Origin of the sequence: Bacillus sp. SD075 (assembly GCF_017355165.1) — a bacterium.
Classification (GTDB): Bacteria; Bacillota; Bacilli; order Bacillales; family DSM-1321; genus Peribacillus.
This window is the reverse complement of record NZ_JADILK010000002.1, coordinates 187,914-210,822: the sequence shown is the minus strand read 5'-3', so window position 1 is coordinate 210,822 and position 22,909 is coordinate 187,914. Positions and strand designations below refer to the sequence as shown.

The window sequence follows — 22,909 nt, the reverse complement described above, 5'->3', positions numbered from 1 at the left end:
CCGCTCCAATCGACCTTAAATAGTTTCGTTTGAAAAACAACAATCTTTACAAAAAGAGCCTTGAAGATAAAGCTGCAAAACGGTGATTTAACTTACCATTGTGACCAAACAAGAACCCCAAAAAGAATTATGGGAAGAGATGCCATGAGGATTTCGTACCAACTTAAACTAAAATCTTCTGGATTTCCCATGAAAGCCATTATACCTGCTCGATCTATAGCACGTCTTTTCATTTCATTTTTCCATAGTTATTCCTCCATTTGTTTTACCCCCTTTGGTTTTAAATAAAGAGACACCCTGTTGCATCGGTGTCTCTTTATAATTTATCAATTTTGTATCATTAACATTTCATCATAGATTAGGTTTTGTCTTAGCTCAGTTGCCGTTTGCATGGATATTTGCTCATCTTCAACCATTTGCTGAATGATATCCCGTTCGATTTGCATCGCATTCAACTGAAAATGACTCACCATCTCTTCAAAGCGATTTGCTTCTTTTTCACTTAATGTTCCGAATGGATTCAAATAACGATTATATCGTTGAATGACAAGCATGACTTCATGACGGTTTTTAGGTGTAGTTTGTTGTTTGATCAATGAAATGGCTTCCTTTGAAGCTTCTTTTTGTGCTTTACGGAACTCCCGGATCAGGTCCGCATTTTTAACGATGGACTCCTCTAATTTTGCTTCCCATTTCTTATCCCATTTTATATTGATCTTTTTCTTGAAAAGAATGGATTGCAAATTGATCCAAGCCCTTTTCAGTGAAGATTTTTGCATATAATTTAAGTTTCTTGAAATATACACTTTATAAAGGTCAAAGGCTGTTTCAGATATAGTCCCTTTTTCGACTAATACGGAAACGATCTCCAATTCCTTATTGGCCCCTAGCTCCACTAAACCGCGTATTGTTGGATTATCCGGTTTATTCGTTATTCCTCGTTCCAAATCTATCAGTTGTTCATTTAAGTCTTCCATTACTTGATGGACAGCTTTCTGATTATCCATGGTTGCTTCTTTGCTAAGCTGATGGATCGTTTTGTTTAAAACAATTTTATAAGCCTCCTTAGTGGTTAGGCGTTCATCTTTGTATTCAATCGGTGTCTTTACCAGTAATGGCAAGAGAACCGTAGCCAATGTGACGCTTAACAATATAACGCAAGCTGCGATAAACAAGACTGTATTACGCATCGGGAATAAAGTGTCATCCGGCATAAAATAGGGTATGGATAAAGCTGTAGCTAATGTAATGGTTCCATGAATGCCGCTAACGGATGCCAGAAATGCAAATCGTGATCTTGAAACATTCTCCTCATCGGTGTCATTGCTACCTTCTGGGTGAACCCTGGACATAATGAATTGCTCTAATGGATTCACTCTGTTTTTCGTAAAAGTATCATGCAGAATGTATACCCAAATAAAACGGATCACCAATAATAAAAGAACAATCAAGACACTTATCCCAAAAAGATTACCCCTATTTAAGCTGGACTCCATTTCCTGATAAACATTCGGCAACATAAATCCTAACAAAGCAAATACAAGTCCATTCAAAACATAACCTAATACAGACCATGTATTAGTTGACACAATTTGTAATTTAGTTGTGGAACTCTGAAGGCGGTCCCGCTCGATGCCATGAATTACACCAGCAGCAACCACTGCCAAGATTCCTGATACATGGAATTCTTCAGCTGCCATATATATGGAAAAAGGAGTGATTAGTTCAATAACAATAGACATGGGGATTTCTTCAAGTCCATGAACCCGTAAAAATAATCGTAATTTAACGATTAAATAGCCCAATAGGATACCTATAAAGATACCGCCTAAAGCTACAAATATAAAATTAAGAGAAGCATCTTTTATAGAAAATGCTCCAGTTAGGGCAGCTGCCAGGGCAACTTTAAAAGCAACGATTCCGGCAGCATCATTGAAAAGTGATTCACCTTCCAGGATGGGCATCATATTTCCGGGTAATTTCAATCCTTTAGTAATCGATTGTACCGCTACAGCATCCGTAGGGGTAATTGTAGCTGCCAAAGCAAAAGCAACAGCCATCGGCATATCAGGTATTAACCAGTGGATGAAAAACCCTCCGGCAAAAACGGTCACAAATACTAACCCAAAGGCCAATAACAAAATAGGCTTACGCAATTCGAGCATTTCTTTACGGGACGTATTTTTTCCTTCTGTAAAGAGCAGCGGTGCAATGACACAGATCATAAATAATTCTGAATGAAAATCAAAGGATAAGTGAAGTGGTAATAATGAAAGTACTGCTCCCATGGAAATCTGATATATCGGAAGTGGAATACGAGGCCATTTGGCATTTAATATTGTAGCGATTATTGTCGAAACTAATAATCCGAGCAATGTGATTAAGAATGGCATAGAATCTCCCTTATCTTCTATATCTTCTATTGTTTAGTTTGAATGCTCATGGAACTTATAAAAAAAAGAAAGTAGAGGTATTTTAAAGAGAAGATCCATCCTTTAAAAAAATTACCGCTACTTTATGGCCTTACGTATCAATAAACAATATATAGTCAGAGACAGTATTTTTGAATAATATGTAGTCTCGATTTTTGATATACCCCTTAGTTATTAATTACAAACAGGATATCACAAAGGTTTACGGTTTATTCAATATCGACTTTTAATATAGCTTTTCAATCTGCTGAATATAAGTTCATGCCGGGCTCAGGATTTTCTGTATAAAATCCCCTTAATGAAGAAACATAGAAAAATGGAGTTAGAGCGACCTGCAAAAAAAAATGGGGGTAACCAGCTTGATTCGTAATGTAGGCAAATTGTTAAGAAAAAAGAATGTGAAAAAATCCCTGATGCAAGATAATTACCTGGATTCTAAGCCTGCAGATTCACTTGATGCCAATTTCAGTCGGACATTTTAGGATTAGGCAAAGATTTCTATCAGAAATATCCTAAACAGTTTAATAAGGTCGAAAACCATTGGGATGAGATATTCGCGGAAATGGAAGTGGAAATCGATGTAGTGGCCCATATTCGAAGACAAGGCTATATAAACAAACCGATGGGTATGTCTGAGAAAGAGGTGAAGGACAAGTGAGATGGGGGGCTTTTTTTTGTACAACCGCGATTGTAACTCTAATCATTTTGTATGAATGGCCGAAAATGAAAAAAAAATCCTAAAAAAGATAAAGTGGCATTTCTTACACTGCTCCTCATGGGCCTGGTTCTGTCCATGTTCAATCTCCCACAAATGTCAGGGCCTACTGAATGGATTCAAACTTTGTTTAGACCGTTTGGGGAATTTATGGAAAAGTGAATCTATCAGTAGGTTATGTGATTTCAATTTTCCATTCTATCCTAGAAAGGAGGAAGATGATGGAGAAAGGAAAAATTTCATCTTTGCAGATGGCATTCATGATGTATCCGACGATTGTGGCAACGGCCATTCTCGGAGTTCCAAGCATCACTGCCAAATATGCCAAAACAGATTTATGGCTGTCCCCCATTTTTGCTGCTCTCATAGGTTACCTGACGGTGTATATCGCATGTAAACTGCACCGAATTTTTCCGAAACAAACGGTTTTCCAATTCACTGAAAAGATGATTGGTCGGATTCCGGGGAAAATTCTTGGTTTTTTACTCTTGTTTTTTTATATCGAAAACACGGGACTAATCGTTAGAGGCTACGCAGAATTTGTTGTCGGCTCTTTTCTGGTACGTACCCCGATTAGTGTGATCATGGCATCGATGGTGCTTCTGTGTGCTTTCATTGTACGCGGGGGAATAGAAGTGCTGGGACGAGCTGCTGAATTGTTTCTACCTGTTTTCATTTTTCCAATCTGTATCTTAATCCTCTTGCTGATTCCCGATCTCGAATTTAAGAATATATTCCCGGTATTGGAGGATGGTATAATGCCCCCAATCAAGGGAGCGATTGTTCCGGGGGGATGGTTCAGCGAGTTTTTCCTGATCATTTTTCTTCTTCCTTTCTTGGCGGATATGAAAAAAGGAATGAAATCCGGGATGATGTCTGTGTTTGCCGTGATGATGACGTTAGTTGTGGTGAATCTTCTGGTTCTTTTTATACTTGGGTCAGCCACATCCACAAAACTGTACCCCTTGATGAGTGTATCTCGATACATTAGTTTGGCCGACTTTTTTGAACATGTAGAGTCTGCCGTCATGGCAGTATGGATAGTAGGGGCGTTTGTGAAAATTTCCGTTTTTTATTATGTTTCTGCTTTAGGTACAGCGCAGTGGCTGAATCTCTCCGGCTATCGTGCTATTGTATGGCCGGTAGGGATTTTGATTGTCATATTCAGTTTGTGGTCGTTGCCTAGCTCTATGGAAGTCAGTCGTAATGATGTCAACGTATTTCCATTACAAGGAATTTTGATGCAAACGATTATTCCTCTGTTATTGCTGGTGATTGCTGTGATTGGTAAAAGAAGTAGACAGAGAAAGGGAAGGAATTCAAGCTAACTTTTGTTGCCACTGCCTAGAATTAAGAGACTTGAAAAAAAGTGGGCATGAAAGTAGGCAAAAGGGAGTTCTATCTTAATTTAAAACCAAAGTTGATTGGAAAGGAAGAGTACGGGACTCCTGGGTGATAACGCGTCCAAGGGATACCAAGCAGCCGTAAAGGCGCCGAGGGCGGACCGCCCTCGGAAAGCGAGTGCCTGAAGTGAACGCAACCTTCAATTTATACATATCCTCAAAAAACCGTAGACACACCCAATTATTATCGGGATGGTCTACTGTCTGCAACCATTCCGTTTTCGAATGGTTTTTTTGTTGAGGCAAAAAAGGGAATAGCTGAAGACCATAAGGTTTATTTGGCAGCAGGATAAAAATAATTAACAATTTTTTTCAAACCGTTTTGGGATTAGTCCCGTTATCTATTGTACAAAGGCTTTTTAGAAGGGAGAGATGAAAAACTTGAAAAAGGTCATTTTTGTTGGGTGGATATCATTGATGGCAGCCTTGTTAGGATTTTCACCGGAAATGGGTTCGAATCAGGGGCATGATGTCAACGACGCCGTAAAAGTATATGGTCCAGGCGGACCTCTTGGACCTATCAAGGAAGTGGCGGAACAATTCACTAAAGAAACAGGGATAAAAGTTGAAGTAACAGCTGGGCCTGAAGAAAAATGGATTGATCAAGCCAAACAGGATGCGGATATCATTTACGGAGGGTCCGAGTATATGCTAACTGAATTTATGCATGATCATCCGGAGGTCCTTGACGAAAAAAAACGTACCCAATTGTATGCACGGTCAGCTGGAATTCTGGTCAGAAAAGGAAACCCAAAGAATATACAGTCATTGGAGGGTTTAGCGAAGGAGGGCGTTAAGATTGTAGATGTTAATGGAGCCGGACAACTGGGGCTATGGGAAGATTTGGCTGGAAGAAAAGGATTGATTCCTGAAATTAGCAGGAATATTGACATTTCAGTGAAGTCCAGTGCAGATGCCATCGATCTATGGAAGGCAAATTCTAAACTGGATGCCTGGATTACATATGAATCCTGGCATTACCGCCTGGCGGATGTGACGGACCTGGTTCAACTCCCTGAGGAAGACAAGCTCTATAGAGGAACCCCAGTAAGCATAACAAGTAAGAGTGAAAACAAGAAAAAGGCAAAACAATTCATTAATTATCTTAAAACGGAAGAATCCCATCAAGTATTTCAAAAATGGGGATGGAAGTAAATTGACGAGGAGTGAGAGTGTATGAAAAAGTGGTTGGTATTTTCAGTTTTTATGATGGTCCTAGTTTTGGCGGCATGTGGAAATGAAGCTAATGATTCATCCCAAAATGATCAAGTGGATAGTGGTACTCCCGGTGAAAAAGCAGTAACCCTGAAATTATTGGAAAGTGAAACAACAGGCGAATACCTGGCTGATTCCAAGGGAATGACACTTTACTTTTTCAAGAATGATAAATCAGGAAAAAGCAATTGCATGGGTGATTGTCTGAAAAAATGGCCGCCGTTCATGGAAAGGGATTTTGCTGTTCCTAAAGGATTTGAGGAAAAAGACTTTGGAACCGTTCAAAGGGAAGATACAGGGGAAGAACAGGTAACGTACAAAGGATTTCCACTCTACTATTTTGTGAATGATAAGGCAGTGGGAGATGTCAATGGCGAAGGTGTGAAAAATGTTTGGTATATTGTAAATAACAAGACGGTTTTTCCAAAATAAGAAAAAGGGCCGATCACTGAGGGTCGTTCCTGTTACACGTTTTTTCCAAATTTACTGGTGAGGAGTTGCAGGTGCGGTTGAAAGAAAAACTTGATAAGGAATTGATGGCATTAGTAATGAAAAACCATCGTCCTGCTCTGGAAGAACTTTATGATCGGCATATTAAATTAATCTATGGTTTTATTTTTAAATTCACAAATGGAAATGCTGAAAAAACTAAAGAGGTTGTGCAATTGGTCTTTTTAAAGCTCTGGACCACAAAAAGCAGTTACAATTCCGAAAAGGGGCACTTTGTAAGCTGGCTTTTGACCGTTACACGTAATGTGTGTGTGGATTATGTCCGTAAAGACAGCGTTCATATTCGGAATAACAAACACATGGACATGTGTTATCCAATTGACATAGAAGATCCGAATAATGATATAGAAAATGGGCTATTACACAGTGAAATTGCCAATGCAAAAAGTAAGTTAAGCAAGCCGCAAAAAAGACTGATTGATTTACTGTATTGGAAAGGCTATTCGTTATCGGAAATTGCCAAAATCGAAAATGAACCGATTGGTACCATCAAGAGCAGACTTCATCAGTCGCTTAAATTGTTGAAAAAGCATTTGGAAGTAGGTGGTTTGTAAATGAATACAGAGTGCGCTAACCTGCTTTCATTTTTATCGGGTGAACTGGGAGAAAAGGAAAAAAAAGCATTCGCGGAACACTTATTTCAATGCTCTGGATGCACTAAGGAGTATGAGCAAATGACGGAAGCCTGGATTTCATTGAAATGGGATTTCGAAGAAATAGAACCATCTTCATCCCTGAAATCAGAGGTTATGAATTTCGTCTTTGAGACTGATGATGAAGTTCCGATGAGAAAGGAAAAGAATAAGAATTGGAGTATTTATTTCATTAAGCAATTTACACCAGTGACTTCAGCTCTCTTGCTTGCCGCTCTGGTTTTAGTGTCTGTGCTGTTATATTCCAATATTCAACTAAAGAAAGAACGTGCAGCTATCAATCTGCCAATGGAAGTTCAGACGGCTCTACCTCTGCAGCCATCCGATAAAATGGCTGTAAATATGAATACAGAGGGAGCAGCATACATTTTGCAGCAAGGTGAAGAAAGAAGGTTAATCGTGCAGATTCAGAATTTGCCTAGCCTTCAAGAGTCCGAGGTGTATCAGGTATGGTTGCTGAAAGATGGAAAACGGACAAATGCAGGAGTTTTCAAACCTGATGAAGCCGGCACGGGATCATTGACATACAAACTGTCGATTAAAGATAAATTCAATCAAATTGGCATCACAAGAGAACCGGATTCTAATAGTACAAAACCGAGAGGTGAAAAAATAGTAGGATCTTCATAAAAAAATAAGAGACTTGCCGCCAAAGGGTTAAAAGGATTTCAAATCATAGTTACCGAAGCATCATTTGGATTAATTCCCCCAAACGGTTGGCGTTTGATCGGAATGCTCTGCGTAACTGGTTTTGTATATGTGTCAGGAATTCACGGTTCTGCTCGGACCGAAGTATTGGAATATATCCCATTCTTGTCATAAGTGTGTTTTTGGTCATATATTTGCCAATGCATTACTTCTGTGGGATACAACCAATGTTCGAAACTCTAAGTTGTTGGTGAAGCAGGCCTTGGACTATGTTCGATGCTAATCTTGACAGCAGCCACGATTTGATCAAGGAATATTACAAAGCCGTTAACCTGACACATCGAATGAACAGCTTGCTTAAGAGAAAACCGGCAAGTAAAATGGGGGACTCTGCGGGAATGGTTTTAGGGGTGGTGTTTGGTCGCTTACTTTACGCTGGCAGAGGCAACAATGGCCCCTTTTTCCCAAAATGCACCACATTTCATACAGGATCTTGATAGAGGAATCGTCGCCATTACCTTTAACCTTATCGTCATGCTGGCTGTCAGTGCTTTCACTAGAAAGAACCAACAAACGATGGGGTTAAACGAATAATCACTTCTTGATCAGAGGGAGCGTGGTATATTAGACCGTCCTATTCGCCTTATCTTCTATGACTATCGATAAATCCTATAAAGAACCATACAAAAAAGGATAGTCTTTGAAGCTATCCTTTTGTAGTTCTCCAAGTTTGCAGTATATCTTTACCATGAATCTACTTTAAGTAATACGCAATTAAAGGAAATGTGTTAAGTTAGACAAAAATGATTATGGAGGCAGCGATGAAATACGAGATTATCTTATTTGATGCTGATGATACATTGCTGGATTTTGGAGTATCGGAAAAAAAGGCACTGCATGAAGCTTTCTTAGAGTTCGGTGTTCCCAGAGGGGCAGAGGATTATACGGGATGCTACCAAGAAATCAGTGAGGTATTATGGAGAGATTTGGAACAGGGGCTAATTGATTTAACAAATCTAGGCGTTGAAAGGTTCAGGCGGTTGTTCCTGAAGCATGGGCTTGATATCAATGCGGATGCCTTCAGCCGTACGTACTTAGAACATTTGGGAAAGGAAATACATCTTGTGCCTGGTGCTTTTGAGGTTTGTGAGAAGCTTGGGGGATGCCGGTTGGCCATTATAACGAATGGCTTCACGACAGTGCAGAAGGCAAGAATCGGGGGGTCACCCCTTTGCAATACCTTTGAAACTTTAATAGTTTCCCAAGAGGTGGGGGTTCAGAAGCCTGATAGAGGGATTTTTGATTATGCATTTTCCAAGTTAAAGATTACAGATAAATCGAAAGCGCTGATAGTGGGTGACTCCTTGACATCAGATATACAGGGCGGCTTGAATTATGGAATGGATACATGCTGGTACAATCCCCATCAAAAGGATAATAATCTGGGAATCAAGCCTACCTATGAAATCCGGACACTGGCTGATCTTTTGGAGATTGTAGGAAGTAAGGAAGTTTAGAGAGGTATATGCGTTTTAAGAAAAACAGAGGCCGCTTGTCCAAGCGGCCTCTGTTTTTCTTATGCCAGGGACTTTAGAATCAGTTCATATCCAGCTCATGGGGTTTGTGTGTTTGATCCTTTACAGGCTTTCTGCTGAAATGCGGTGCTAATATACAAAGCGCAAGGGAAATTGCGAGACCTGCCATCATGAATCCGCCAAATACCAAAGGGGATGGGCCATATGATACTGCCATGGTAGTCCAGATGAGCGGACCGAAACCTGCAATGGCTGCAGCGATCTGATAACCGACAGATAATCCAGTATAACGGACCTTAGCTGGGAAGAGTTCGGAGAATAATATCCCTTGTGTAGAAAAAATGGCTCCCCAGATGACGCCGAGCACAACTGCCTGCATAAAGTAGAACCAGCCGACCCCACGCCCAATCATTGTGAAATATGGGATGGCCGAGACGAAAAGGAGAATCAGGCCCCCAAAATAGATGATTTTTCGATCGATAAAATCAGAAATGTACCCAATGACAGGAATGGTAATTAGCATTGTAGCGCAGCCAATCGTTAAACCGGTAAGGGCTGAATCTTGGGAATAACCAAAATACAGTGTAGTAAAGACGAGAACATAGGACATGATGAATACATTGAAGAACCCGTCCCCAATTTTCAGTCCGATTACTTGCAGCACACTTCTCCAATCGTGTTTCAACGTTTCAATAATGGGAACTTTCGCAAGATCACCGCTATCTTTCTGCTGTTGGAATTCCGGAGTTTCTTCAATGCCACTCCTCACCCAGATTGCCAATCCGATCAGTACACCGCTTAAAAGGAATGGAATTCGCCAACCCCAAGATAAAAATTGGGCATCGGTTGTCAAGGAACTGATAAGGGTTAGGCTAAACGAACCGGCAACCAAACCGATGGGGACCCCTAGTTGGGGAACGGAACCATATAACCCACGGACCCCCTTTGGAGCAGACTCCGTTGCCAATAGGATGGCTCCTCCCCATTCACCACCCAAGGAAATTCCTTGAATCAACCTTAGCACTACCAAGATGGCGGGGGCGGCCAATCCAACCTGGGCGTAAGTGGGAAGAACACCGATAAGCATTGAGCTCCCTCCCATACCAATGAGGGTGAACATGAGTGCTGCCTTACGTCCGATGCGATCACCCATATGACCGAATAGGATACTTCCGATTGGACGGGCTGCGTAGCCAGCCCCGAAAGTAACAAAGGCGAGAAGAAGTGAAATAGCAGGATCATGATTGGGAAAGAATAGAGTTGTAAAAACTAGACCTGTTGCCGTCCCGTATAAATAGAAATCATACCACTCAATAACGGAACCAGCTAAACTAGCAAAAAGAACTCGACTTTTTTTCATGGAAGATGCTCCTTTAATGCATAGTTTTTCATCAAAATTGTTAATAAAAATAAATACAGCCGAAATGAACAAAAGCGGTGGTTGAGGAATATAAGTAAAAAATGGATTATTTAGATTATTTTAGAGGGGTTATTCATATGGGTCAATATATTTCTGGCTTTTCTGAAAAAATGAAGCGAATAACTTAGCTCTTATCACCTGTATTGGAATATAATTAATTCTAAAGTAATGGAAATAAACGATCCGACCTTCCCTTCCCGGATAAAATGACTAAAGAGAAATAAAATGGAAAAGTTTTGACTATTTTTCATGTATAGAAGAGTGGCAAAGTGGAAATCATGAGGATAAGGAAATGAAAACAGGATAAGATTTTAATAAATAATAATAATCTCCAAGTTATTTAGTATAATAGAAAAAAGGTTAAGGAGTTGGTTTCGTATGGAGAAGCAATTGCCAGGAACATCGCTTGAACCTGAAGAGATGGCTGAAATGGTTTTAAAAAAGGCCCTTAGTGATTATCGGAAAGCACAAATTGAAAAAGAAATCGATGACTCATTAAAGAATCGTGATAAGGAAGAGTTCCTACGTTTAACAGAAATTTTGAAGGGCATCTCATGAAATTTTAAACACTGTGAACAAGACAAGTATAGGAAGTACACCTAAAAACCAGCACAGCTTGATAATATAAATATGATGATAAACCTTCATTTATCTGCAACATTCTAAGTAAATAGCAATCTATAGTATTATAATATTTTACATTGTAAGCGCTTTCTTGTATAATTAAATAAAGAAAATGATGGAGAGAAGATATGTAAGTAAAATGGCTGGATTCACAGGTATTAGTGGCTGAAAAGCTTTTGCACCGGGATAAAAACTAAAAGGGGGAAAAGGTATGAAAAAGAATGGAGTGTCTTTAGTTGAATTTGTTCAGGAGGATCGATTCGAACTCAGCTCCTACATTACTTCTTTATTTAACAAACTGAATGACTATGTTCCCAAAAGTCTTAAAGATAAAAGGTGAATGACAATAAAAATGGATCAGGAAGATCTCATAGCTTCCTGATCCATTTCTGTTTTAGGAATTTAAGTTTTTAAGTTGTATCCTAAAGTCAAAAGCTTAATAATTGACAATGAGAATCGTTATCGACTAAAATCCTTCATATAAGTATATCGATTGGAGTTGTTCATATTGTTCGTTCAGATGAGAAAAACGGTGGTAAAAGAAGGTAATGCAGAACAAGTAGTAAAACGGTTCAGTGGGGAAGGGATCATTGAAAAGCAGGAAGGTTTCATTGATTTAAGTGTGTTGGTGAAAAAAGTGCGACGCGGGGATGAAGAGGTCATCGTTATGATCAATTGGGAGTCGGAGGCGCATTGGAAACAGTGGGAAAAAAGTGAAGCCCATATCGCAGGTCATAAAGCAAACCTAGGGAAACCAAAACCTGAATATATTGTCAGTTCGGAAGGGTCTTTATATGAAGTGAAAGCTACTAAAAAGGCAGTGAAATAATGACGTTAAGCTAACCTGTTCTAAATTTCGGCTCCCATTAGTGGTGCCTTTTTTTTATTATGTAATGCCTATTCTGTTGATATAGTAAAATATCTTTTATTTTATTAAATGGTCACATTGATGGAAACGTGAAGTAAAGGAATGAGCAGGAAGGTCGTTCGATATGTTTATATAAACAGTTTATAAGGGATGCAGTTCTAATTATCGTTGGTATCCCAACGATAAAGTCAGTTATGATTAGAAATATTAATATTCAAAAATACCATTAAGGATATCGTGGTTATTATATAGGATCAAGAACTGTCCAAGCTGGGATTTCAATGACGATGAAGAGATATTCTTCCTCCTGGAAATGCGGTTAACTAAATATACAAGCCCATTTCCATAACTATCAATGATTTGAAGTGGATAGAAGAGGGAATATTATGAAAAAAACAAAAAAAGTGTTTGCGGGAAAAAATCCCATTGTATTATTTCCTTATAAAGTAAATGAAAATGATTTCATCCCGGAAAGCAATAATGGACAAGCTTATTATTCAGAAGTTGACGTGCGAATATTCATGAACTATTCCATGTTTAAGGATGGTTAGATATTCCTTAGCCTGGATTGGTTTTTCTTCAGGTGAAACTCCCCCAAAAAATGAAATCGATTTCATTCGCGGTTTTATGAGCTTTGATATTGGGAAAGGTTTCTTCAATGGAATTCCATGTATAAGGACGGTAATCCAATTCAAACACGAAACAATGTAAGCAGTGCCAGAAAAGTAACGGAGCATTTAATCAAGCTTGGGCATAGACGGTTTGCCCATATAACAGGGCCAATGAACATCATTCTTAGCCGGCATCGCCTAGGGGGGATTCAGCAGGCAATGAAGAATCATCACTTGAAAGTCAACCCAGAATTCATCCAGGAAGGGGATTATGGCATTGATTCAGGTTATGACCAGATGGTGAAACTATTATCGCTGGAAAACAAGCCTGAAGCATGTTTGTTTTTAATGATGAAATGGCGCTGGGAGCTGTAAAGGCGATCCAGGATCATGGGTTGAGCGTTCCCGAAGATATTGCTGTAGTAGGTTTTGATAATTTGAAAATAGCATCGATTTTTAGTCCGTATATAACGACTATTGACCAGCCTAAGTACGAAATAGGGAAAAAGGCAACGAACTTATTGCTGACCTTAATGAAAGGCGGAACCATTGAAAAGAAAAAATTTGTTTTGGAAGATGAGTCATCCGCGAATCTTGCGGTTCCAAATTGGAAAAAAGCTTGAAAGGATAAAAATGGTTGGTAAGATTGCTATGGTAGTAAGTGGATGGCTTCCTTTTATGGGAGCTTTTTTGCATTAATACTGAGCTGTGAAGTAACCACATTTGGGAGTTGGCCAAACATAGCAGGAGGGTTTTTCAGTATGTATCTTTGAGTTTATAAAGCAGGGGGCAACCGGAACAACGGAAATAATGGGGGCTACTGGATCACCCGGGAAACTGGTACAACTGGAGCAAATGGATAAACAGTAGCCACAGGAATAATGGGTTTCAGTTTTTTTATGGTCAAATTCAGGGTCATTTTCAGTGAGTGGAGGAAACACTACGTTTACCGTTCCTGTTACTGGTCTTAATTATTTGATGTATCAAATAATTACAACCGCTGGACTTCCTGCTGGTACGAGGTTTGATTCTAAATGGTGCTACACCCATTCCCAGCTTCATAATACCACCAGCAACGGCGATTTCTGCTGATAATAATGATGTGATTTTAAATGTGTCAGCAGCTGATACAACCTCCCTTCAGATATTTGGTTTAGCGGCTACCATTGTCTTGACAGTGGAGGGGATGCAGGAGGTTCACTGACAATCATTCCGTTGAATCCATGTAATCCTGCAAAACTTTAACTTTAATAATAGGGAAACGTAAATGATACTTGTGAATCATTCATCTTGAATATGGATTTTTTTCGGTCGAATGTATGTAGTCTTTTTAATTGGACTTATTGTCGATAACATCATAGGTTTCACTGATTTGCCGGAATAAAAGGTTTCAAAAAGCACCCTTAGCTTGAATACATCTTTGACTAAAAGTTTAGGACCATTCAAGGTATACAGGGATTCTAGTCAAGATGAATTTACAAATATTTTTTGTATTTCTTTAATTTATAGATGACTGTTGGCTGGCTGATGCCCAAATGTTCTGCCATTTCGTATGTGGTTCTACATTTTTTCCATGCTTTTGCAATCAGTTGCATTTCAACCTTTTCCAGTGTCTTCTTTAAATCGAAATTCTCTTCACATTCCTGTTCGATAGCCAAGAAGGTGGATTCTTCAGGCTGTTCTATTTGCCCTGTGATGGATTGCGGAAGGTGTTCGGGAAATATAATTGGTTCTTCGATGGTCAGGATTAACCGTTCAATTAAGTTTTCTAATTCCCGTATATTTCCGGGCCAATGATAATGGGTTAAAACCTCATAAGTCGATGGATGGATTTTTTTGAATTTCTGGTATTTATCATTGGTTTTCTGTAAGTAATGCTGAATTAAGAGCGGGATATCTTCTTTACGTTCATGTAATGCCGGAATTTGGATGGGAATCACATTCAAACGATAAAATAAGTCCAATCTAAACTTACCTTGACTTACCATCTCCTTCAAATCTTGATTAGTTGCTGCAACCAGGCGGAAGTTAATATGGTTTTCTTTTTTTCCACCGATGCGCTTTATCTTTTTTTCCTGTAATACTTTCAGTAATTTAGCTTGCATGGTAAGTGGAAGTTCACCGATTTCATCCAAGAAAAGAGTTCCGCTGTCAGCCTGCTCAATCAGACCTTGCCTCCCTTGTTTATTTGCCCCTGTAAATGATCCCGGCTCATAGCCGAATATTTCTGATTCAAACAAACTATCAGGTATCGTACTGCAATTCACTTCGATAAAAGGTTCTTTCTTTCTGTTGCTTTGGTCATGAAGAGCACGGGCAAAAGTGGTTTTCCCTACCCCCGAAGGTCCTAATAAGAGAATCGTGACATCGGTTTTTGCAACATTATGGATCGTTTTTAAAATATGCTTCGTTTCATTACTTCTAGCAATCATATAATGGTAATCCAGTTCCTTTTCTCTTAAATCCTCGACTTCCGTTTGATAGCCTTTTACTTTTCGTTGCAATTGCTCAAATTGATCCTGCAATTGCAGGATCTCGGTTTGATCCTGACCATAGCTGATTACCCTAACGAGAAGTCCTTCCTTATTAAAAATGGGATAGCCAGTCGACATGACAACATGCCCGGTTTTTGTTGCTTGCATTATGCGCTTCGCTTTCTTTTCTTTTAAAACAATCGCATTGATGGAAGGTGTGAGAAGGCCCTCGCTTTCCAATTGATAGACGGAGGTACCGATATAAGAATCACTTTCCATCCCATAAATCTCCCAAAGCTTTGGGTTGGAATATAAAATGATTCCATCTTGATCGGTAATGAGAATGTTATTATTCGATGTCTCAATAATCTTATTTAGTTCTTCCTCCAGCATATCGTCATACATGAGTTCCGCTCCTTTGGGTTTTTGGATGCTGTTTAATTAAAATATAAATCAAAAAGTCTAAATAATCAAAAATTAAATCAAAAAACAAGAAAATGATTAAGTTTTTAATCGTTTAATGAAACAAAATAACGAAAAGCCTTATAGACTGCAGCGAAATAGTTGGCCTGAATCTTGCTTGTGTAAAAGGTAAGAAGAGAATTTCTAAGGGTGTTATATAACCATTCTATTAGAAAAGATGGAAGTTTGTATGGCATCTGCAATTGCAGTGGTGTAAAAAATAATAATAGCAGAATTAGAATTTAGGAGGATGTTACATGATGAAGTATCAACCGAAAGACTCATTCAAATCACCCCGTTTTTGTGGAGTGCGTACGTTTATGCGGCTCCCATTTGTTGAACAGATAGATGAACATATGGATTTTGTCATTACGGGAATTCCTTTTGATTCCGGGCAATCATTTAGAACGGGTGCGAGATTCGGACCAGAAGCCGTTCGTGATTTTTCAATCCTTTTACGTCCTTATAACCCAGAACAAGATATTAATATTTTTGACTACATATCAGGAATTGATTATGGGGATATTCCGATCATTCCGGGATATATTTCTGAAACATATAAAAAGATCGAAGAAGAGCTTACTCCCATCATTGAAAAAGGGATCATTCCCATTTCATTGGGAGGCGATCATTCCATTACACTAGGGGAGTTACGTGCGATCGCCAAAAAGCATGGACCTGTTGCCTTGCTTCAATTCGATGCTCACTCTGATACTTGGGATAGTTATTTTGATCAAAAGTATAATCACGGAACCGTTTTCCGCCGCGCAATAGAAGAGGGTCTCATCGATGTATCGCGGTCTCTTCAAATTGGTATGAGGGGCGGTCTTTATGGACCGGAAGATCTTCAGGATGCCCGGGATTTAGGTTTGGGCGTTTATACGACAAACGATTATAAACGTATCGGGGTCGAAAAGATGCTAGGGATCATTCATGAGCGTGTTGCAAATGGTCCAGTGTTTTTATCTTTTGACATTGATTTTTTAGATCCGGTCTATGCTCCAGGAACGGGCACCCCTGAAGTTTCCGGTGCCAGCATTGATGATGCTTTAGCCTTAGTGAGGGGATTGACGAATATAGATTTTGTTGGATTCGATCTTGTTGAGGTTTTACCATCATACGATCACGGGCAAATCACAGCTGCCGCAGCCGCTAATATCGTCTATGAATTCATCACTCTCATCGCTCTCGCAAAAAAAGGTAAACTGGAGAAAAAAGAGAGAGTGGGAGATATGGAAACGCAGCTTAACAACTAGTTTCCTCATTTAAATGTAAAGAAGGAAGGAATGGGTGAAATCCCTTCCTTGCCTCATTACAAAGCGAAAAGAAAAAAACAAGCCCAAAAGGAGATGTGTACATGCATATTTTGGATATATCGATCATGATTCTATATTTTTCTGTTTTGATCATTGTGGGAGTAATCGGATCCAAACGGGCAAAAACAGCAGATGATTTCATTGTGGCAGGACGTAATCTCGGTCATTTTATGTATTTATCCTGTTTAGCTGCTGTGATATTAGGGGGTGCTTCTACTCTAGGAACAGCAAAGTTAGGTTATCAGTTTGGGATATCCGGTATTTGGCTAGTGGTGATGATCGGGCTCGGCATTATCGCCATCGGGTTGTTTTTAACAAATAAGATATTTGATTTAAAAGTATTGACGATCAGTGAAATGCTTGAGAAGCGATACAACTCTCAAACAAGATTGATCAGTGCCCTTGTCTCTGTTATCTATACATTCATGCTGACTGTAACGCAAGTGATTGGGATGGGGACGATTTTACATGTTTTGGCTGGCTGGAATTTAACGGTTTCCATGATAGTCGGGGGTGGGATTGTTTTATTTTATACAATTTTAGGAGGTATGTGGTCAGTCACCATGACTGATGTCGTGCAATTCGTCATCATGACGATCGGGATTTTCTTTATCATGCTTCCAATGAGCATCTCTAAGGCAGGAGGATGGGGCTCGCTTAAAGAAAATCTCCCTGCATCACATTTCGAGTTAGGCAATATTGGCGGAGAGACAATTTTTCAATATTTCCTACTATTTACTCTAGGGGTGGTTGTTGGCCAAGATATTTGGCAGCGTCTTTTTACCGCACGAACCGAAGCGATCTCCCGGGGTGGAACGGTAGGAGCGGGAATATATAGTGTTTTTTATGCGATCGCAATCAGTATCATTGGAATGTGTGCTTTTATTATCCTTCCTAATTTAGGCGATGCACAAAATGCATTTACGAGTATAGCGATGGAAACTTTACCTGCGGGTCTATTGGGGGTTGTCATAGCGAGTGTGGTATCTGCCCTTATGTCCACAGCTTCAGGAACTTTGCTTGCTTCGTCCACTTTAGTCGTTAATGACATCATAAAAAAATATATCGGTCCAGGAATGAGTGAACGCCAATTTTTAAAAACATCTCGAATTACAACTTTAACGATTGGTGTATTGACCATAATCGTTTCGATATGGATTCAAGATATTTTAGTTGCATTGGATGTAGCTTACGCAATTTTATCCGGTGCTGTGTTCTTTCCAATCATCCTTGGCTTCTTTTGGAAAAGGGTCACGGCTACAGCAGCATTTTACTCCATTCTGGCCAGCATGATTGTTATTATTGTAGGATTGGTGATTAATGGACCTTCCTCCACGCAACCGATTCTGTACGGGCTCGCTACTAGTTTTGTTGTCATCACCACGATTACTTTACTAAGTTCCAATCATGTTCACAAGAACGAAAGTGAAGGAAAGCAAGACGTAAAGGGTAAAGCTGATATGGATACCATGGCTAATTGAGGGTTCAGAAAAAAACCGAAAAAATTGAGGAGGAAAGGAAAATGACAAAGGCAATTTCCCTGCAACCCGCAACATTCAATACAATGGAAGAAGAACGCAATCACAGGAAGGAACGGTTGGCAGCTTCATTCCGACTTTTTTCAAAGTTTGGTTTCGATGAAGGGATAGCTGGCCATATTACGGTCCGGGATCCTAAATATACAGATCATTTCTGGGTCAATCCGTTTGGGATGCATTTTAGTCAAATTTCCGTTTCGGATCTTATATTGGTCAATCATAAGGGTGATATTGTAGAGGGGGAACATTCAGTGAATGGTGCTGCCTTTGCCATTCATTCCGAAATTCATAAAGCACGGCCGGACGCAATTGCAGCGGCACATGCTCATTCGGTCTATGGGAAGACATGGTCTTCCTTAGGGAGACTTTTAGATCCGATTACGCAAGACGCCTGCCAATTTTACAATGACCATGCATTATTTGATGATTTTACTGGTGTGGTTTATGCATCAGAGGAAGGGAAAAGAATTGCCAGGGCTTTAGGTCAATACAAAGCTGTCATCCTCCGTAACCATGGTCTGCTTACGGTGGGCCAGTCTGTAGATTCAGCTGCGTGGTGGTTCATAACGATGGAACGTTCATGTCAAGCACAGATAATGGCTGAATCTGTAGGTAAGCCTATTTTTATAGAAGAAGAGTATGCAAAGTTAACGGCAGAACAAACGGGAACGGAATATGAGGGCTGGCTGAGTTTTCAGCCTCTTTGGAACAGAATCAGAAAAGAGCAACCTGATTTCCTGAAATGATCATAAAGCATAGCATTGTATAATCGCAACGGATTGCCTTCCCATAAATGAGGAAAAGGGAATTGTAGGTTCTTGAGGAGGTTTTATAATGTCCGCTTCTAAGAAAACAGCACCTTCACTATATATCAGGGTCGATATACCGGAAAAATATATCAATGAGTTTAAGGAGATTTGTTCAGAAGTTGTTGTCGAGCCATGGGAATTCGGCCAACCTGAACCACAGCCAACAGTTGATTTATCAAAGTTCGATGTCCTTTATACGATGGGGCTTCATGATAATCTTAACATTATAAAAAAAGCTCCAAAGATTAAATGGGTCCATTCAGACAGTGCTGGAGTGGAGGCCATGCTAAATGAAGATATTCAAAACAGCAATGTAATCATAACCAATGTTAAAGGCTGCACATCTATCCCGATAGCCGAGCATACAATTGGGATGCTATCTTCGTTAGCAAGAGGCGTACCGACAATGATCAGAAATCAAATAAACAAAACTTGGGATGAAATTCCCGTGAAAGATCTTGAAAATTCGACAGTGGGGATAATTGGGTACGGTGATATTGGCTATGAGATAGCAAAGAGATGTAAAGCGTTAGGTATGACCGTTATTGGCTGCCGCCGGAATCCCTCCAAGAGAAACAAAGAATATGAACCTGCTGATTTGATAATGGGTTTGGATCAAGTGGATGATGTCCTTTCCAATTCCGACTTTGTCGTCTTGGCACTCCCGTTTACAAAAGATACCTCATACTTTTTTAATAAAGAACGCTTAAATAAAATGAAAAAAGGCAGCTATGTAATTAATGTCGGCCGGGGTAATACGATTGTGGATAAAGATTTAATCGAATCCTTGAATAATGGGCACCTAGCTGGTGCCGCGCTCGATGTATTCGAAGTAGAACCTTTACCTGGGGATCACCCTTTCTGGAAGCTGGAAAATGTCATGGTTTCCCCACATAATGCATATAACTCTTCCAAACACCTAGATCGTGTGATGGAATTATTCCTGAAAAATTTAAAGCTTTTTTCTGACGGTAAACCTCTAATGAATGTCGTGGAAAAAAAACTTGGTTATTAAGAGTGATCGGTCATTTGAACAGAAAAAATTCAACGAATGATTTAAATGGAATAGAGGGCAGACCCTGAGTGGGTTTGCCTTTTCTTATTTAAAAGCCACCCCTTCATTTTTTTCTTGTATAGGACAATCTCCGATCAGGAAAAGCTGGATATAAGGAGGCGATGTATGAATGGGTACTTTCGAAGTCATTTCCCTGATGCTAAGCTTTGGCATGTTTGTAATTGCTATTCTTGATTTCAAAAATCATGACAAGAATCCTTGAAGATATTGAAGGCCGGCCAATTTGTTTGAAAAATCATGAAAGCGTTTAAAAAAAATGCAGATTTTATATAGAAGGCAATGATCTTCTCGATTTTTTAAACTTGCAGAGAACACCATTTATGAGGTGTTCTTCTTGTTTTCAATGAGTTCAATAGCATATTCCATTCTAGGCTGTCATTTTTGACAAAACAATGAATTACAAGTATAGTCTCTAATAGACCGGTTGATATAATTTCAAGGAGTGATCCAGCTATGGCAGAAAAACGAAACTCGAAAGACATTCTTATTGAAGCTGCTTCCCGACTTTTTCGTATACGTGGATATTACGGTGTAGGGCTCAAGGACATTATTGAGGAAAGTGGTATCCCAAAAGGTTCGCTGTATCATTATTTTCCGAAAGGCAAAGAAGAATTGGCGATCGAGGCGATTATTCATACAAAGGAATTCGTGATAGGTGAAATTAAAAGGGGCTTTAATGAAATCGAAGATCCTATCAAAGCCATTCAGGCTCATATTTTTCATTTATCCGAGGTTTTTGGAGATAGTGAAAATCTATTAGGACTGCCAATCGGGACGATTGCAGCGGAAACATATACGACGAGTGAGCAGATAAGAACGGCTTGTCAAGAAGCGATAGAAGATTGGCAAGCCATATATGTGGAGAAATTACGCGAGGCGGAATTCAGTGAAAAACGGGCAAAGGAATTGAGTATCGTAATTAATGCTTTAATTGAAGGCGGTATCCTTTTATCCTTAACTGCGAAAAACGGTGAACCTCTTCAAGCCATCGCGGAACAGATACCATTATTGCTGATAAATAAATAAGTCATGCGGAAAAATCATCTTAAGCTAAGGTCGAACTGTTAGTAATTGGAGGAATTATTTTATGTCTACAGATGCAACACAGCAACAAAACCCAGTCATTAGAACGACCCCCATTTTAATTGCTTTTTTAATTGCAGGGTTCATTGGGTTATTCAGCGAGACGGCATTAAACATGGCGCTGGGGGATTTAATTCAGGAGTTCAATGTCAGTCCCTCCACCGTGCAATGGCTGACAACGGGTTACCTATTAACATTGGGGATATTGGTTCCCGTTTCGGGACTCTTGATTCAGTGGTTCACTACTCGTCAATTATTCATTGCATCCATGGTGTTCTCCATCATTGGGACGCTCACTGCAGCAATTGCACCTGGGTTCGGCCTCTTGATGCTAGCCCGTGTCATCCAGGCAATCGGAACGGGTCTTTTATTGCCTCTCATGTTCAATACCATATTATTGATTTTTCCTATTCATAAAAGGGGAGCGACGATGGGATTGATGGGGCTGGTGATCATGTTTGCCCCAGCCATCGGACCGACAGTTTCAGGTTTGATTATCGAAAACTTGAATTGGAATTACATTTTCTGGGTGTCGTTGCCCTTCTTTGTGATCGCTTTACTATTCGGTTTCAAGTATATGCAAAACGTTTCAACCATCACCAAACCTAAAATCGATGGAATATCCATCGTTTTATCGACCATTGGTTTTGGGGGAATTGTTTATGGCTTTAGTATCGTTGGAGAGCAAGGATGGAGCAATGCGATAGTTCTATCCTCGATCATTGTCGGACTTATATCGCTATTCCTGTTTGCTGTGAGACAATTCAACATGGATAAACCGATGATTGATTTGCGCGTTTTTAAATACCCGATGTTCTCGTTAGGGTTAATAACCGTCTTCATCACCTTCATGATCATCATGTCATCCATGATTCTCTTACCGCTATACCTGCAAACCGGGCTTGCATTAGCTGCGTTTTCAGCTGGCCTGGTACTTTTACCGGGTGGAGTGCTTAATGGTATCATGTCTCCGGTTACGGGGCGCATTTTTGATAAGTTCGGGCCAAAAGGGTTAGTGATCCCAGGCTTCATGATCATGATTGTCATGTTATGGACTTTGACGAACGTAACGACTGAAACTTCGATCATTATGGTAATCGTCATGCATTCTCTCCTAATGATTGGTGTTTCGATGGTCATGATGCCAGCCCAGACAAATGGGCTGAATCAACTGCCGAAAAATCTTTATCCGGATGGAACGGCTCTAATGAATACATTGCAACAAGTATCGGGGGCCATCGGCACAACCGTTGCCATTACAATCATGTCAGCATCACAAAAAAATTATATGGCAAATGCAGAAGATCCGTTCGATCCATCTGCCATTAGCGGTTCATTGACTGCAGGCGTTCAAGATGCCTTCATTTTCGGTCTTGTCCTTGCAATCATTGGTTTGATCGTGTCGTTTTTTATCAGGGCAGCACGAGACTAATAAGATATTGATGAAGAAAAATAAATTAGCCAGCAGGGACAAGATATTCCCTGTTTGGCTTTTTTGTTTGAAAAAAAGCAGTGACA

22 protein-coding genes and 2 pseudogenes are annotated in these 22,909 nt (G+C 39.7%); 21 read left to right on the top strand and 3 right to left on the bottom strand.

Translation table 11 applies throughout. The features are described 5' to 3' along the window. Positions 1-326: 326 nt before the first annotated feature. A complete protein-coding gene (locus IOC57_RS03055) occupies positions 327-2,393 on the bottom strand; it encodes a Na+/H+ antiporter (protein ID WP_207437358.1) in 2,067 nt (688 codons plus the stop codon). Between the two features lie 398 nt (positions 2,394-2,791). Here IOC57_RS03055 and IOC57_RS25675 point away from each other — a divergent pair, with 398 nt between their 5' ends. The 9 genes and pseudogenes from IOC57_RS25675 to IOC57_RS03015 all read left to right on the top strand — a co-directional run bounded on the left by IOC57_RS25675 (position 2,792) and on the right by IOC57_RS03015 (position 9,093). Continuing rightward, the gene (locus tag IOC57_RS25675; protein WP_286184482.1) at positions 2,792-2,914 is read left to right on the top strand and encodes a hypothetical protein; all 123 of its coding nucleotides are present in this window, start codon (positions 2,792-2,794) and stop codon (positions 2,912-2,914) included. Further along, a pseudogene (locus IOC57_RS26440) lies at positions 2,908-2,979 on the top strand (hypothetical protein); the annotation flags it as partial. The gene IOC57_RS25675 and the pseudogene IOC57_RS26440, both read left to right, overlap by 7 nt. A gap of 389 nt (positions 2,980-3,368) precedes the next feature. Then, entirely contained in the window at positions 3,369-4,475 is a 1,107-nt protein-coding gene (locus IOC57_RS03045) for a GerAB/ArcD/ProY family transporter (RefSeq protein WP_207437357.1), read from the top strand. 447 nt (positions 4,476-4,922) lie between these two features. Next, positions 4,923-5,705, top strand: coding sequence for an extracellular solute-binding protein (locus IOC57_RS03040; protein ID WP_207437356.1), 783 nt, complete (start codon positions 4,923-4,925; stop codon positions 5,703-5,705). A gap of 21 nt (positions 5,706-5,726) precedes the next feature. Next, on the top strand, positions 5,727-6,197 hold the full coding sequence (locus tag IOC57_RS03035; protein WP_207437355.1) for a COG4315 family predicted lipoprotein: 471 nt from the start codon (positions 5,727-5,729) through the stop codon (positions 6,195-6,197). 77 nt (positions 6,198-6,274) lie between these two features. Beyond that, positions 6,275-6,829 (top strand): RNA polymerase sigma factor, encoded by a 555-nt coding sequence (locus IOC57_RS03030; RefSeq protein ID WP_207437354.1) that lies wholly within the window; start codon positions 6,275-6,277, stop codon positions 6,827-6,829. Further along, positions 6,830-7,558 carry an anti-sigma factor gene (locus IOC57_RS03025; protein WP_207437353.1) on the top strand — a complete coding sequence of 243 codons (729 nt, stop codon included), beginning with the start codon at positions 6,830-6,832 and terminating at the stop codon, positions 7,556-7,558. Between the two features lie 435 nt (positions 7,559-7,993). Continuing rightward, positions 7,994-8,170, top strand: coding sequence for a hypothetical protein (locus IOC57_RS03020; protein WP_207437352.1), 177 nt, complete (start codon positions 7,994-7,996; stop codon positions 8,168-8,170). A gap of 227 nt (positions 8,171-8,397) precedes the next feature. Then, positions 8,398-9,093: a YjjG family noncanonical pyrimidine nucleotidase gene (locus IOC57_RS03015; RefSeq protein WP_207437351.1), complete on the top strand. Its 696-nt coding sequence runs from the start codon at positions 8,398-8,400 to the stop codon at positions 9,091-9,093. Positions 9,094-9,172: 79 nt separating this feature from the next. On the opposite strand, the gene IOC57_RS03010 is transcribed toward IOC57_RS03015, so the two are convergent. Continuing rightward, positions 9,173-10,471: an MFS transporter gene (locus tag IOC57_RS03010; RefSeq protein WP_207437350.1), complete on the bottom strand. Its 1,299-nt coding sequence runs from the start codon at positions 10,469-10,471 to the stop codon at positions 9,173-9,175. A gap of 438 nt (positions 10,472-10,909) precedes the next feature. Here IOC57_RS03010 and IOC57_RS03005 point away from each other — a divergent pair, with 438 nt between their 5' ends. The 5 genes and pseudogenes from IOC57_RS03005 (at position 10,910) to IOC57_RS25660 (ending at position 13,838) form a co-directional block, all read left to right on the top strand. Beyond that, entirely contained in the window at positions 10,910-11,089 is a 180-nt protein-coding gene (locus IOC57_RS03005) for an IDEAL domain-containing protein (protein ID WP_063235405.1), read from the top strand. A gap of 574 nt (positions 11,090-11,663) precedes the next feature. Beyond that, positions 11,664-11,984 carry an antibiotic biosynthesis monooxygenase family protein gene (locus tag IOC57_RS03000; protein ID WP_207437349.1) on the top strand — a complete coding sequence of 107 codons (321 nt, stop codon included), beginning with the start codon at positions 11,664-11,666 and terminating at the stop codon, positions 11,982-11,984. Positions 11,985-12,409: 425 nt separating this feature from the next. Then, the gene (locus IOC57_RS02995; protein ID WP_207437348.1) at positions 12,410-12,574 is read left to right on the top strand and encodes a hypothetical protein; all 165 of its coding nucleotides are present in this window, start codon (positions 12,410-12,412) and stop codon (positions 12,572-12,574) included. Positions 12,575-12,691: 117 nt separating this feature from the next. Then, positions 12,692-13,257 (top strand): annotated as a pseudogene (locus IOC57_RS26435) (substrate-binding domain-containing protein). Positions 13,258-13,658: 401 nt separating this feature from the next. Then, positions 13,659-13,838, top strand: coding sequence for a hypothetical protein (locus IOC57_RS25660; protein WP_286184478.1), 180 nt, complete (start codon positions 13,659-13,661; stop codon positions 13,836-13,838). Between the two features lie 271 nt (positions 13,839-14,109). Here IOC57_RS25660 and IOC57_RS02980 read toward each other — a convergent pair whose 3' ends face one another. Further along, on the bottom strand, positions 14,110-15,513 hold the full coding sequence (locus IOC57_RS02980) for a sigma-54 interaction domain-containing protein (protein WP_286184477.1): 1,404 nt from the start codon (positions 15,511-15,513) through the stop codon (positions 14,110-14,112). 314 nt (positions 15,514-15,827) lie between these two features. Between IOC57_RS02980 and speB the strand changes: the two genes are divergently transcribed. The 7 genes from speB (at position 15,828) to IOC57_RS02950 (ending at position 22,823) form a co-directional block, all read left to right on the top strand. Beyond that, positions 15,828-16,826, top strand: a complete 999-nt coding sequence (gene speB, locus IOC57_RS02975) for an agmatinase (protein ID WP_207437347.1) — start codon at positions 15,828-15,830, stop codon at positions 16,824-16,826. Between the two features lie 101 nt (positions 16,827-16,927). Then, positions 16,928-18,367 carry a sodium:solute symporter family protein gene (locus tag IOC57_RS02970; protein ID WP_207437346.1) on the top strand — a complete coding sequence of 480 codons (1,440 nt, stop codon included), beginning with the start codon at positions 16,928-16,930 and terminating at the stop codon, positions 18,365-18,367. After that, positions 18,364-19,170 carry a class II aldolase/adducin family protein gene (locus IOC57_RS02965; protein ID WP_286184476.1) on the top strand — a complete coding sequence of 269 codons (807 nt, stop codon included), beginning with the start codon at positions 18,364-18,366 and terminating at the stop codon, positions 19,168-19,170. Before IOC57_RS02970 ends, IOC57_RS02965 begins: the two co-directional genes overlap by 4 nt. 88 nt (positions 19,171-19,258) lie before the next feature. After that, positions 19,259-20,248, top strand: a complete 990-nt coding sequence (locus IOC57_RS02960) for a D-2-hydroxyacid dehydrogenase (RefSeq protein WP_207437344.1) — start codon at positions 19,259-19,261, stop codon at positions 20,246-20,248. A gap of 169 nt (positions 20,249-20,417) precedes the next feature. Then, positions 20,418-20,510 (top strand): putative holin-like toxin, encoded by a 93-nt coding sequence (locus tag IOC57_RS25655; protein WP_220126990.1) that lies wholly within the window; start codon positions 20,418-20,420, stop codon positions 20,508-20,510. Positions 20,511-20,761: 251 nt separating this feature from the next. Continuing rightward, complete coding sequence (locus IOC57_RS02955; protein ID WP_207437343.1) at positions 20,762-21,334, top strand: TetR/AcrR family transcriptional regulator; 573 nt, start codon at positions 20,762-20,764, stop codon at positions 21,332-21,334. Between the two features lie 61 nt (positions 21,335-21,395). Next, positions 21,396-22,823 carry an MDR family MFS transporter gene (locus IOC57_RS02950; protein WP_207437342.1) on the top strand — a complete coding sequence of 476 codons (1,428 nt, stop codon included), beginning with the start codon at positions 21,396-21,398 and terminating at the stop codon, positions 22,821-22,823. Positions 22,824-22,909 lie beyond the last annotated feature (86 nt).